This is a genomic window from Pseudomonas sp. PSB11, from assembly GCF_014596605.1.
Taxonomy (GTDB): Bacteria; Pseudomonadota; Gammaproteobacteria; order Pseudomonadales; family Pseudomonadaceae; genus Aquipseudomonas; species Aquipseudomonas umsongensis.
The window spans coordinates 219,243-231,524 of sequence record NZ_NOIO01000005.1 but is presented as its reverse complement, the minus strand read 5'-3'; the positions used below and the strand labels follow the sequence as shown (position 1 = coordinate 231,524).

Here is a 12,282-nt window from a genome sequence, read left to right as displayed (position 1 = left end):
CAGCTCTCCATGGGACGTTCACTGTAACCTGGCTTTTCGATGTCGACCGGGATCAATGGCCATTGGTTGCAACTGTTTGCGCACAAAGGGAATCATCCATGGCGGGCAACCATCGATCAGGTGCCGCCGATGAAAGAATGAACCGCCGCATCTGCGCTGCGCCCTTAGTCATAAGCACTGGTAGAGGCAATGGGCGTGAACGAACGGACGATTTTCACCGGGTGTGCCGGCTGGAGCCTGGGCAGGGAACATTCAGCGGCCTTTACGGCTGAAGGTACCCACTTGCAGCGCTATGCGGCGCGACTGAACTGCGCCGAGATCAACAGCTCGTTCTATCGCCCGCATCGCCAGCAAACCTACCAGCGCTGGGCGGCCAGCACGCCGGTCGGCTTTCGTTTCAGTGTCAAGGTGCCCAAGCTGATCAGCCATGTGCAGCGCCTGCAGGCCTGTGATCAGGCGCTCGATGAGTTCGTGCTGCAATGCTCCGGCCTGGGCGATCGCCTGGGCTGCCTGCTGGTGCAGCTACCGCCGTCGCTGGCGTTTGACGAGTCGGTCGCCGAAGCATTTTTCATCAGCCTCAGGCGGTGTTTTCCAGGACCTGTGGTGTTCGAGCCCCGACACGAGTCCTGGACCGGTGCCGAGGCATTGTTGGTGCGCTATCAGATTGCACAGGCCGCGGTGGACCCTTCGCGTATCAGCACTGACTCGACGCCACGGGGATGGCCGGGGCTCAAATACTGGCGCCTGCATGGATCGCCGCGCATCTACTACAGCCCTTATGAATTGCCACGCCTGGAACGCCTGGCGGTCGAGCTGAAAACAGCCACTGCCGAAGGACAATCAGCCTGGTGCATCTTCGACAACACCGCCAGCGGCGCGGCACTGGGCAATGCCTTGACGTTGGCGCAATGTCTGGATCCGCACTAAACCCCTTTGGTGGACGGCAACAGGATCGTCAGGATGCCCAGCAGCGGCAGGAACGAACACAGCGTATACACGTATTCGATGCCGTGGATATCCGCCAGGTGCCCGAGTAGCGCGGCGCCGATGCCGCCAAAACCGAACATCAGGCCGAAGAATACCCCGGCGATCATGCCGACGTTGCCGGGCACCAGTTCCTGGGCGAAGACCACGATGGCCGAGAAGGCCGAGGCGAGGATGAAGCCGATGATCATGCTCAGCACGCCGGTCCAGAACAGGTCGACGTGGGGCAGGGCGAGGGTGAAGGGCGCCGCTCCGAGGATCGAGAACCAGATCACTTGCTTGCGCCCGATCCGGTCACCGATCGGCCCACCGAAGAAGGTGCCGGCTGCCACGGCGCCGAGAAACAGGAACAGGTACAGTTGCGAGCTGGCCACCGACAGGTCGAACTTCTCGATCAGGTAGAACGTGAAGTAGCTGGTGAAGCTGGCCATGTAGAAGTACTTGGAGAACACCAGCAATGCCAGGACCACCAGGGCAAAACTCACCCGTTGCCTCGACAAGCCATGGGTTGCCTTGGTGCCCTGCTTGAGCTTGAACAGGTTCAGATGGTGGCGGTACCAGCGGCTCAGCCCGTATTGCACGAGGATGGCGAATACCGCGAACAGCCCGAACCAGGCGACGTTGCCCTGGCCATAAGGGATGACGATGGCCGCTGCCAGCAGCGGACCAAAAGCGCTGCCGACGTTACCCCCGACCTGGAAGGTCGACTGGGCCAGGCCGTAGCGACCACCCGAGGCCAGGCGCGCGACGCGGGAAGTCTCTGGGTGAAAGGTCGACGAGCCAATGCCCACCAGCGCCGAGGCCACGAGAATCGCCCCGAAGCTGCCGACCATTGCCAGCATCAGGATGCCGATCAGGGTGCAGACCATACCGGCCGGCAACAGCCACGGCTTGGGGTGGCGATCGGTGTAGTAACCGACCCAGGGTTGCAGCAGCGAGGCGGTCAGTTGAAAAGTCAGGGTGATCAGGCCGACCTGGGTGAACGTCAGGCCATACGTGGCCTTGAGCATCGGGTAGATCGACGGCAGCACGGCCTGGATCAGGTCGTTGATCAAGTGCGCGAGGGCACAGGCACCGATGACGCGCATCACCAACGGGCTGGCCTGGCTGGCCACTGAAGCTGTGGCCGTGGGGGAAGTAGTGGTACTGATGGACATGGGATCCTTCCAGAAAAAACGTAAGACGGGGCTCGGTGCCAGGCACAAAAGCGCTGCCCATTTCAGGGTTCGGCGTTATCCTAGGGACCACCCGACTGCCTGTCTCACGCAATTCGGGAGTCGACTATCGCAAAAAGGGCATCATGATCAAGTCGCTGAAAGAATTCCTCAGAGAGATCGACGACCGATCCTGCGATGTGAGCAGCAGCGCTACCGACTACCCGGAAAACTGGGTGATCGAAGCGCATTCCCATCAGGCTCACCAATTGATCTACGCCATCGAAGGCGTGATGGTGGTGCACTCGGGATTGAGCCAGTGGACGGTGCCGCCCAGTCGCGGGATATGGATGCCGAGCAGGCACGTTCACTCGATTCGCTGCGTCGGTCCGTTGAAGATGCGCAGCCTGTTCGTGCGTCCCGAGGCGTTTGCGGACATGCCCAACGAACCCAGGGCGGTGAGTATTTCGGCGTTGCTCAGTGAGTTGATCAAGGTCTCGGTGGCTATCACCGCACCCTACGACGCGGACTCGCGCGAAGCTCGGGTGATGCGCCTGATCCTCGATGAACTGAGGATCTTGCCCACCTTGCCGCTTCACCTGCCTCAGCCCTCGGACCCACGGATCAAGGTGGTGTGTTCAGCGTTGCAACGCGATCCCGGTGATGGCTCGACCCTGGCCCACTGGAGCGCACGCCTGGACCTCGACGAAAAAACCATCCAGCGCCTGTTCCGCAAGGACACCGGGATGACCTTCGGCCAATGGCGCCAGCAGGCGCGGTTGCTGCTGGCCCTGGAGCGCATCGCCGTGGGCGAGAAGATCATCGACATCGCCGGGGAACTTGGCTACGACAGCCCCAGTGCCTTCACCAGCATGTTCAAGAAACAGTTCGGCAAGACCCCCAGTCATTTTTTCAGGTAGGAGCGAGCTAACGCGGGCCACCTGACACCCCGCACCTGTAGGAGCTGCCGCAGGCTGCGATCTTTTGACTTTGATTTTTGAAAGCAAGATCAAAAGATCGCAGCCTGCGGCAGCTCCTACAGGGGAATGCGAACGCTCTATTTGCGGTCTGACAGCGGCCCCATTTATTGCTGATGTACCCGGTCCCTGCAGGAGCGTGGTTCACCATCGTCAGGTAACCCCTAAAACGCCTGCATCGCACCCACCAACGCCTCGTGAAAGTAAGCCTTCGATGCCCGGTCGCAGAGTATGAACAAGCGCGGCTGTTGCGCCGACGTGGCGTTGATCACGATCACGTTGATGCGCGCCGCCGAGGTTTGCGCCACGGCACCGGGGCCGAACACCTGGGGGGCCATGTCGACGCCGCAGAGTTTGGCCATGACCTCGGGCAATTGTTCACCGCTAAGCTGGAACCAGGCATGGCTGTCCTGGCGTGGCAGCAGGTAGTTGGCTTGATGGTCCAACTCCCAGCGGGCCTCTTCGTCGGCAATACGTTGGCCCTGGTCTTGCGCACTGCCCAGCAGCAGGTATTCGGTCTGGGACAGACGCACGGCGTAGCTGCCCTCAACCTGGGTGACGGCATGGTTGGGCGCGTCCGGCAGCACGAAGCCCCGACGCTGCAAATAGGGCGCACTGTCGGCACCGCGAAATCCGACCCGGGGCAGGTCGGTCAGGTCCGTCAGCGCACAGGTGGGCAGGAGGGCAAGGGCCGGCTGCCCGGCGCTGTGTTGTTGTCTCAGGCTGGTCATGGCTCAAAGCTCCTGGCGCAGGTTGGAAGGGTCGAAAAAGGGTAACGGCACCACATCGGCATGGACCACGCGCCCACCTTCGACACGGATGGCAATCCGTTGCCCCGGTGTGCTTTGGTCGATGCCGGCGTACGCCAGGCCAATGATCTTGCCCAGGCTCGCCGAGTACTCGCAGGACGTGACGTTGCCGCTGATGTCCGGGCCGTTGAGCACCAGATGACCTTCCAGCGGTTGCGCGCTGCCCTTGGGCAAGGTGAAACCCACCAATTTGCGTGTTTGCGGCTGGGCTTCGAGGATGTCCACCGAGCGCCGCCCGACGAAGAACGGCTTGTTGCGATTGACGGCCCAGCCCATGTCGATTTCCATGGGATGGGTCATGCCATCGGTGTCCTGGCTGATAATCACATGGCCTTTTTCCAGGCGCAGCAAACGCTGGGTCTCCACGCCGAAAGGGCGAATGTCATGGGCCTTGCCGGCTTCCATCAGCGCGTCCCACAGCGTGAGGCCATGGCGCGCCGGCACGTGGATTTCATAACCCAGTTCGCCGACAAAACCGACTCGCAACAGCCGCGCCTTGATCCCGGCCACGGTGCCTTGACGCACGCCCAGGTAGGGAAACGCTTGAGCGCTAAGGTTGAGCTCGGTGCAGACCTTCTCCAGCACTTTGCGCGAGTCGGGACCGGCGACATTGACGGCACAGATCGCCGCCGTGACGTTGGCGACATCCACGTCCAGGCGCCATTGCGCGTTCCACTTGAGCATCTGCTGGTAGATGCGATCCACGCCGCTGGTGGTGGCGGTGACGTAGAAGTGATTGTCGGCGAAACGCGCGCACACGCCATCGTCGATCACCACCCCCTGTTCATTGGTCATCAGCGCATAACGGGAGCGACCGATCGGCTGCTTGAGGAAGGCGAAGGTGTACATCCGGTTGAGCAGTTCGGCGGCGTCCGGGCCGCGCACATCCAGGCCGCCCAAGGTCGAGACGTCGATGATCCCGACCTTGTTGCGCACATGCAGCGCTTCGGCCTGCATGCATGCCTCGCGGTCCCGGGCATTGCCGTAGTAGGCCGGACGCTGCCAGATACCTGCGGGCATCATCTTCGCGCCGGCTTGCAGGTGCCGGGCATGCATGGGTGTCTGTCGATACGGATCGAACGCGCGACCGGCCACGTGGGCCAGTTTTTCCGCGACAAAGGGCGGGCGCGCGGTGGTCACGCCGGTTTCGCTGATGTTGCGCTGGGTCGCCCAGGCCACCAGGCGCGCGGTCGGCAGGGCCGAGTGACGCCCTTGCGAGGGGCCCATGCCCACGGTGGAATAACGCTTGACCAGTTGCACGTCGCGATAACCGATGCGCGTGGCAATGACGATATCCGCCACTTGCAGGTCCTCGTCGAAATCGACGAAATCCTTGCCTTTGGGGTGGGGGAAGATCGGCCAGTTGAAGTTGACCCGCACCTCGCTGCCCAAGGGCGCCCGGTGCACACCGACTGCCAGCCCCAGCGCAGCGGCGGCGTCGGCACCGGCGTTGACGCCGTCGGCGATCACGTTGTCGAGGCGGTGACGGCCATTGACCGAGCCTGCGACCGCAAGGTTCTGCGGCAGTCCGCTGAGGGTGAATTCGGCGCGCTGATCGTCGTAGGCCAGCTTGCCACCCGCCTGGCACAGCAGTTGATAGACCGGCATATAGCCGGCGGACATGCACAACAGGTCACAATCCAGGCGTTGCCCGCTCTCGGCGACCTGGCCTTGGGCGGTGATCTTGCGCACGTCGACGCCATTGACATGGCGCAGGCCTTTTTCATGCAGCGCTTCATACACGGTACTGTTGAGTTGGCAGGCAATCTTGCGTTGCGCCAGCGCGCCCAGTAGGGCCACGTCGCCCGGGCCTTGGCGCATGTCCACCACCGCGGCGACTTCCACGCCTTGATCAAACAAGTCCAGCGCGGCGAGGTAACCGTCATCGTTGCCGGTCAGCACCACCGCGCGCTTGCCCGGCTTGACCGCGTACAGCCTCATCAGGCGCTGCGCGGCGCTGGTCAGCATCACGCCGGGCAAGTCGTTGTTGCGAAACACTACCGGCTGGTCGAACGCCCCGCTGCACACCAGGCACTGTCGGGCGCGCACCTTGTACATGCGTTTTCCTTGAATCACCGGCAGGTAATTGTCGGCGAACCAGGCGTTGCAGGTCGCCTCGGTGAGGATGCGAATATTGGCGTGCTGTTGCACCGCCGCGAGCAGTTCGCGGCGCAAGGCGTCGGCGCGAATGCCGGCGATGTCGAAGCGGGCATAGGTCAGCGAACCGCCGAGGACCGGCTGTTGCTCGATGAGCAATACCTTGGCCCCGGCATTGGCCGCGGTCAGGGCCGCGTGCAGTCCGGCGGGACCGGCGCCCACCACGGCCAGGTCGGTGAACAGGTAGGCCTTGTCGTAGTACTCGGGCTTGAACGTCAGGTCGAGTACGCCCAGGCCGGCCTTCTTGCGAATGATCGGTTCCCAGACTTTCCACATGCCCCGGGGCTTGTAGAACGAGCGGTAATAGAAGCCCACCGGCATGAATCTGGAGAACTTGCCCAGATAAGCATCCCGGTCGTTGTCCAGCGAGCCGTTGACGTTCTGTGCCGTCACCTGCAAGCCGGCAACCAGCGCATGGGCATCGGCCAGTACGTTGGGTTCCCGGGGCAATTGCACCAGGCTGTTGGCGTCCTGCCCGGCCATGGTCAACGGGCCACGTGGGCGGTGGTACTTGAACGAGCGGGAAATCAGGAAGCGTCCGTTGGCGAGCAGGGCGCTGGCGATGCTGTCGCCCTGCAAGCCCTGATAGGGTTGGCCGTCGAAACTGAAATCGAGCGGCTGGTTACGGTCGATCAGCAGGCCCATCGGGGCGGGTAGGCGGTTCATCCGGCGATCTCCTTGGCGGCGTTGAAGTCGACGCGGGCAGTGAAAAGTTCTTTAGGGTCGAAAGTGCGCAGGATGTCGTCGGTGACGGTGTGGCGTTCGGCGAGAAACCAGTAGCTCGACGGCGTGTGCATCCACCATTCGCGCACCACGCCGGCGAGGTTGTCGGTGTTGAACACGTAGTCGGCCCACTCGGCATCGCTGCAGCGCAGTGCATCGGGCATCGGCTTGAATTCGCCGCCATAAGTGAATTCGCTGATATTGCGTGGCCCGTTGAGCGGGCAATTGATGATTTTCATGGTCCGCTCTGCCTCAGTGACTGGCCGCCGTGGCGCCCATTTCGTTGACTTGCCGGAAGGTCGAGAAGCGCTCCAGGCCGAAGGGCTTGATCAACTCCGGCACCTTGCCGCCGCTGGCCACCAGTTCAGCCATGGTCTTGCCGCAGACAGGCGTGGCCTTGAAGCCCCAGGTGCCCCAACCGGCGTCCAGGTAGTAATTCTTCACCGGCGACAGGCCCATGATCGGGCTGTAGTCCGGCGTCATGTCGGTGATCCCGGCCCACTGGCGCATCAGCTTGGCGTTGGCCAGGAACGGGAACATCTCGATGGCATGGGCCAGCAGGCTTTCCTTGAGGTCCAGGGTCGATCGGGTGTTGAACAGCGGGTACGGATCGGAGCCGCCGCCGAACACCACTTCGCCGCGGCTGGTCTGTTGCACGTAGCAGTGCAGCGCCGACGAACTCACCAGCGGATCGAGGAAGGGTTTGAAGGGCTGGGTGACCATGGCTTGCAGCGGGAAGGTCTGGATCGGCGAACGAATCCCGGCCTTGGCCATCAGCAGTGAGCTGTGCCCGGCAATCGCCTGCACCGTGCAGCCGCACTTGATGGTGCCGCGGTTGGTCTTCACGGCGGTGATGGCGCCATTCTCGATGATCAGGTCCTGCACCTCGGTGAGCTGATGGATTTCCACCCCGCGCTTGGCCGCTTGCTTGGCGTAGCCCCAGGCCACGGCATCGTGGCGCGCGGTGGCGCCGTCGATGTGCCAGAGGCCGGCGATCACCGGCAGGTGGCCGGGGTCGAGGTTGAGGCTGGGCACCAGTTCGCGGATCTGCTGGCGGTCGATCATTTCAGTGCGACCGCCGAAGTGCTTGTTGACCTCGGCCCGCTGGCGGAACGATCGCACGGTGGCATCGGTGTGGGCCAGGGTCAGTTGGCCGCGTTCGGAGTACATGATGTTGAAGTCGAATTCGTTGGACAGGCCCTGGAACATCCGCACCGATTCGGCATAGAAACGCACGCCTTCGCTGGTGAGGTAGTTGGAGCGAATCACTGCGGTATTGCGCGCGGTGTTGCCACCGCCCAGGTAGGACTTCTCCAGCACGGCGATGTTGGTGATGCCGTGATACCTGGCGAGGTAATAAGCGGTGGCCAGGCCATGGCCACCGGCACCGATGATCACCACGTCATAGCTTGATTTCAATTCACGCGGCGGCGGCAGGTCCACTTCCACCGGGTACTCGGAACTCAGCCCGTACTTCAAGAGATTGAATGGCATACGGCCTCCGATAGGCTGTGCTGTTGCATAAGGGCTGCGGTCACGGTGTTTTTCATCAGGAAGGCAATGGTCATCGGTCCGACACCACCGGGTACCGGGGTGATCGCCGCGACCCGGGGCAGGGCGCTGTCGAAGTCGACATCGCCGACCAGGCGGCTGCGACCGGCGTCGTCGATACGATTGATGCCGACATCGATCACCACTGCACCTGGCTTGAGCCAACTGGCATCGATCAATCGCGGACGACCCACGGCGGCAATCACGATGTCTGCCTGACGGCAGAGCGCCTGCGGATCGGGGCTGTGTGAATGCAAGACCGTCACCGAGCAGTCGGCCTTGAGCAATAGCGCCGCCATGGGTTTGCCGACGATGTTCGATCGGCCGATCACCACTGCATGCTTGCCGCGCAGATCGCCGCAGGTCTGCTCCAGCAGGTACAGGCAGCCACTGGGTGTGCAGGGCGCGAGTACCGGGCGCCCCTGGCTGAGGCCCCCCACGTTTTCGCTGTGGAAACCGTCGACGTCCTTGCCAGGATCGATCGCCTGCAGTGCCCGCAGTTCATCGACCTGGGCGGGTAGCGGCAATTGCAGGAGAATGCCGTGGATCGAGCCATCGGCATTCAGCCTGGCGATCAGGTCGAGCAACTGTTCGGTGCTGGTGTCTGTGCCCAGCCGATGTTCCAGGGAGCGGATGCCGACCTCTTCTGCGCGCAGAATCTTGTTGCGCACATACACCTGGCTGGCCGGGTCGCTGCCGACCAGGATCACCGCCAGGGCCGGCTGGATGTCTTGCGCGCGCAGGCGCTCGACGTCCTTGCGAACCTCGATCAGCACCCGGGCGGCGGCGGCTTTGCCGTCAATCAGTCGGGGTGTGTTCACCGGAAGATCACCGTTCTGTCCTGGTTGAGGAAAACCCGATGCTCCAGGTGGTACTTGACCGCCTTGGACAGGGCCACGGTCTCGGTGTCACGCCCGGTGGCCACGAGGTCATCCGGCAGGTAGACGTGATCGACGCGCTGCACCTCCTGTTCGATGATCGGACCCTCATCGAGATCGCTGGTGACATAGTGGGCGGTGGCGCCGATCAGCTTCACGCCGCGCTGGTACGCCTGGTGATACGGCTTGGCGCCCTTGAAACCGGGCAGGAACGAATGGTGGATGTTGATTGCCCGACCGGACAGTTGCCGGCACAGGTCGTCAGAGAGGATCTGCATGTAGCGCGCCAGTACCACCAGCTCGGTGCCAGTGTCGTCGACCACCTTCATCAGCTCGGCTTCCTGGCGGGCCTTGGTGTCCTTGGTGACTGGCAAGTAGATGAAGCGAATGCCCTCGCGCTCGGCCATGGGCCGCAGGTCGAGGTGGTTGGAGACGATGGCGGTGATGGTCATGTCCATCTCGCCCTTGTGGTAGCGGTAGAGCAGGTCGGTCAGGCAGTGGTCGAACTTGCTCACCATCAGCAGCACGCGCATCGGTTCGCGGGTGTCATGCAGTTCCCAGTGCATGTCGAAGGCCTGGGCGACGTCACTGAAACCGTCCTTGATCTGCTGGATATCCCCTGCGTGGCCATCGTTGAAACGAAACACCGCGCGCATGAAAAAGCGCCCGCTGAAATCGTCGTCGAATTGCGCCATCTCCCCGATGTAGCAACTGTTGTCCGCCAGGTAGGTGGTGACGGCCGCGACAATGCCGGACACCGCGGGACAGGTGATCTTGATGATGAAATGGTTTTTTTCGTGTTGCATGACACGTCCTCGGGATGATGGCGGCAGCTCATCGCATAGCGAAAAAATGTCAGCGGACAGCGAGGCTCATTCCATGAGCGCGGTTTCTTGTCAGGAATAAAATATTCCTGTTGTAGGCTTTATAGGGGAAATGCAGGCGGCGCGTCCAGAGGTTTTGTGAAAGTTTTTTAACTAGTGGGAATTTTATTGGGCAACCCGACGTGCCCTGTAGGAGCGAGCACGCTCGCGAAAAACCCGGGAACACCGCGTGGCGTCAGGCTCCTCACAACCACCCTGGCCACACCGCTTGCACGCATGAAATTAAAGCTGTATTTTTTCATGAAATTAAAACTATAAAATTTCATGGAGCCGGTATGTTTCAGCAATCAACCCAACATGTCGCCAGCTATTACGCCCATACATGCGCCGATCGCCTGGTCAATCGAGCGGCGTTGGAGGGCGAGCAGGACACCGACGTGCTGATCATCGGTGCCGGCTTCAGCGGTTTGCACACCGCACTGCGCCTGGCCCTGGCCGGCAAGCGCGTGACACTGCTGGAGGCCAGCCGGGTCGCCTGGGCCGCGTCGGGACGTAATGGCGGCCAGGCGATTCTCGGTTGGTCCTGCGACATGCCGCCGCTGGAAGCCGCACTGGGCCATGAACGCGCGCGGCGCTTGTGGGACGGCATGCGCTGGGCGGCAAAAGAGGTGCGCGAATTGCCCGGGCGCCATGGTTTCGATTGCGACTACCGGCCCGGGCACCTCTGGACTTCGGTGATGCCACGGCGGGTGGGGTTGTTGACCGAGTGGCAGCACGAGGCCAGCCACAAATGGGGGCATGACGGTTTGCGCTTCATCGAGCGCGCCCAGTTGCCCGAATGGGTGGCCAGCGAGCGTTACCAGGCCGGTTTGTACGACCCCGAAGGCGGGCATTTGAACCCGCTGAAACTGGCACTGGGACTGGCCGCCGAGATCGAGCAGGCCGGTGGTGTGATTCATGAGCAAAGCATGGCGTTGAATTATCGCGAGGACTCGAACGGCTACGTGGTGACGACTGAACGCGGACGCATTCGCGCCGATGTGTTGGTCTTGGCCTGCAATGCCTATCTTGACCGGCTCGACCCACAGCTATCGAGTTGCGTACTGCCCGTTGGTACCTACCAGGTGGCTACGGCGCCGATGTCCGAGGCCCAGGCAGCCGCGCTGCTACCCAGCAATGTCTGCGTCACCGACAACCAGTTCGTGCTCGACTATTTTCGCCGCACGCCAGACAACCGGCTGCTGTTCGGCGGCGGTTGCACCTATCTGGGGGGCATGCCCAAGGACATCGCCGGCGCCACACGGCCGTGTCTGGAAAGGGTGTTCCCGCAATTGAAAGGCATTGAATTGGAGTTTGCCTGGGGCGGTCACATCGACCTGACGCTCAAACGCACGCCCGACATCGGTCGACGCGGTGACTTGTATTGGTTGCAGGGCTATTCCGGGCACGGCGTTCTGCCGACCCTGGCTGGGGCACGGGCGGTGTCTGACGCTATTCTCGGCCAGCCGGATGAGCTGGCGCTGTACCAGGGTTTGACCAACCCCAGTTTTCCCGGCGGTAAATACATGGCAGCACCGCTGGAAGCCATCGGCAAAGCCTGGTACAGGCTGCGCGACAGCATTTGAATCGGCCACTTCTGGAAGCCTTTAGATGGACATGCAAGAAGAGATTTCGGCGTTGGCGATCCTGATCCAGGACCTGCGCAAGCACAAGAAGTACACCTTGAAGGATCTGGCCGACAAGATCGGACGCTCCGTGGGTTTTCTATCCCAGGTCGAACGCGGCTTGTCCCGCCCGACGGTGGCGGACCTGACCGCCATCAGCGAGACCCTCGGCGTGCCGACCACCTATTTCTATAGCCTGCCCAAACCCATGGCCCTGCCGTGGGTGACCCGGCCGGATGAGCGCCGCACGTTGTATTACGCCGATGGCATCACCGACATCATGGTCTCGCCAAAGATGCGTGCGTCCTTTTCCATGCTCGAAAGCCAGCTGGAGCCCGGTGCCAGCAGCGGCGACCGGCACATGAAGGACAGCTCGGAGCAGGGCGGCTATGTGCTGGAAGGGGAACTGACCCTGTGGCTCGACCAGAACGAACCGGTGACCCTGCACGCTGGCGACAGTTTTCAACTGGCCAGTCATGCCCACTGCCGCTACGGCAACCTCTCAGACCAAATGACCCGCGTACTTTGGGTCTACACCTGATAAAAACAACAAGGAACAAA

At 62.1% G+C, this 12,282-nt stretch carries 11 protein-coding genes; 4 read left to right on the top strand and 7 right to left on the bottom strand.

The genetic code is table 11. The features are described from left to right. Window positions 1-189: 189 nt before the first annotated feature. A complete protein-coding gene (locus CGA21_RS09235) occupies window positions 190-927 on the top strand; it encodes a DUF72 domain-containing protein (protein WP_188264053.1) in 738 nt (245 codons plus the stop codon). On the opposite strand, the gene CGA21_RS09230 is transcribed toward CGA21_RS09235, so the two are convergent. After that, window positions 924-2,141 (bottom strand): MFS transporter, encoded by a 1,218-nt coding sequence (locus tag CGA21_RS09230; RefSeq protein ID WP_188264052.1) that lies wholly within the window; start codon window positions 2,139-2,141, stop codon window positions 924-926. The genes CGA21_RS09235 and CGA21_RS09230 overlap by 4 nt on opposite strands. A 95-nt stretch (window positions 2,142-2,236) precedes the next feature. Between CGA21_RS09230 and CGA21_RS09225 the strand changes: the two genes are divergently transcribed. Then, on the top strand, window positions 2,237-3,058 hold the full coding sequence (locus CGA21_RS09225) for an AraC family transcriptional regulator (protein ID WP_188264087.1): 822 nt from the start codon (window positions 2,237-2,239) through the stop codon (window positions 3,056-3,058). 221 nt (window positions 3,059-3,279) lie between these two features. Here CGA21_RS09225 and CGA21_RS09220 read toward each other — a convergent pair whose 3' ends face one another. The 6 genes from CGA21_RS09220 to purU are packed head-to-tail and all read right to left on the bottom strand — an operon-like array spanning window position 3,280 to window position 10,039. Then, window positions 3,280-3,846: a sarcosine oxidase subunit gamma gene (locus CGA21_RS09220; RefSeq protein WP_188264051.1), complete on the bottom strand. Its 567-nt coding sequence runs from the start codon at window positions 3,844-3,846 to the stop codon at window positions 3,280-3,282. Window positions 3,847-3,849: 3 nt separating this feature from the next. Beyond that, window positions 3,850-6,747: a 2Fe-2S iron-sulfur cluster-binding protein gene (locus CGA21_RS09215; RefSeq protein WP_188264050.1), complete on the bottom strand. Its 2,898-nt coding sequence runs from the start codon at window positions 6,745-6,747 to the stop codon at window positions 3,850-3,852. After that, on the bottom strand, window positions 6,744-7,043 hold the full coding sequence (locus tag CGA21_RS09210; protein ID WP_110751237.1) for a sarcosine oxidase subunit delta: 300 nt from the start codon (window positions 7,041-7,043) through the stop codon (window positions 6,744-6,746). The genes CGA21_RS09215 and CGA21_RS09210 overlap by 4 nt, the downstream gene beginning before the upstream one ends. Window positions 7,044-7,056: 13 nt before the next feature. Then, complete coding sequence (locus CGA21_RS09205) at window positions 7,057-8,298, bottom strand: FAD-dependent oxidoreductase (RefSeq protein ID WP_110751239.1); 1,242 nt, start codon at window positions 8,296-8,298, stop codon at window positions 7,057-7,059. Continuing rightward, complete coding sequence (gene folD / locus CGA21_RS09200; RefSeq protein ID WP_188264049.1) at window positions 8,280-9,176, bottom strand: bifunctional methylenetetrahydrofolate dehydrogenase/methenyltetrahydrofolate cyclohydrolase FolD; 897 nt, start codon at window positions 9,174-9,176, stop codon at window positions 8,280-8,282. Before folD ends, CGA21_RS09205 begins: the two co-directional genes overlap by 19 nt. Then, entirely contained in the window at window positions 9,173-10,039 is an 867-nt protein-coding gene (purU, locus tag CGA21_RS09195; RefSeq protein ID WP_110751243.1) for a formyltetrahydrofolate deformylase, read from the bottom strand. Before purU ends, folD begins: the two co-directional genes overlap by 4 nt. A 353-nt stretch (window positions 10,040-10,392) precedes the next feature. Here purU and CGA21_RS09190 point away from each other — a divergent pair, with 353 nt between their 5' ends. Then, window positions 10,393-11,682, top strand: coding sequence for an NAD(P)/FAD-dependent oxidoreductase (locus tag CGA21_RS09190; RefSeq protein WP_188264048.1), 1,290 nt, complete (start codon window positions 10,393-10,395; stop codon window positions 11,680-11,682). A 25-nt stretch (window positions 11,683-11,707) separates the two neighbouring features. Further along, window positions 11,708-12,262: a helix-turn-helix domain-containing protein gene (locus CGA21_RS09185; protein ID WP_020800970.1), complete on the top strand. Its 555-nt coding sequence runs from the start codon at window positions 11,708-11,710 to the stop codon at window positions 12,260-12,262. The last annotated feature ends 20 nt before the right edge of the window (window positions 12,263-12,282 follow it).

Excerpts from the sequence above, each read along its gene's own strand:
- CGA21_RS09235 (WP_188264053.1), top strand. The coding sequence starts at position 190 with ATGGGCGTGAACGAACGGACGATTTTCACCGGGTGTGCCGGCTGGAGC.
- CGA21_RS09230 (WP_188264052.1), bottom strand. The coding sequence starts at position 2,141 with ATGTCCATCAGTACCACTACTTCCCCCACGGCCACAGCTTCAGTGGCC.
- CGA21_RS09220 (WP_188264051.1), bottom strand. The coding sequence starts at position 3,846 with ATGACCAGCCTGAGACAACAACACAGCGCCGGGCAGCCGGCCCTTGCC.
- CGA21_RS09215 (WP_188264050.1), bottom strand. The coding sequence starts at position 6,747 with ATGAACCGCCTACCCGCCCCGATGGGCCTGCTGATCGACCGTAACCAG.
- CGA21_RS09210 (WP_110751237.1), bottom strand. The coding sequence starts at position 7,043 with ATGAAAATCATCAATTGCCCGCTCAACGGGCCACGCAATATCAGCGAA.
- CGA21_RS09205 (WP_110751239.1), bottom strand. The coding sequence starts at position 8,298 with ATGCCATTCAATCTCTTGAAGTACGGGCTGAGTTCCGAGTACCCGGTG.
- purU (WP_110751243.1), bottom strand. The coding sequence starts at position 10,039 with ATGCAACACGAAAAAAACCATTTCATCATCAAGATCACCTGTCCCGCG.
- CGA21_RS09190 (WP_188264048.1), top strand. The coding sequence starts at position 10,393 with ATGTTTCAGCAATCAACCCAACATGTCGCCAGCTATTACGCCCATACA.
- CGA21_RS09185 (WP_020800970.1), top strand. The coding sequence starts at position 11,708 with ATGGACATGCAAGAAGAGATTTCGGCGTTGGCGATCCTGATCCAGGAC.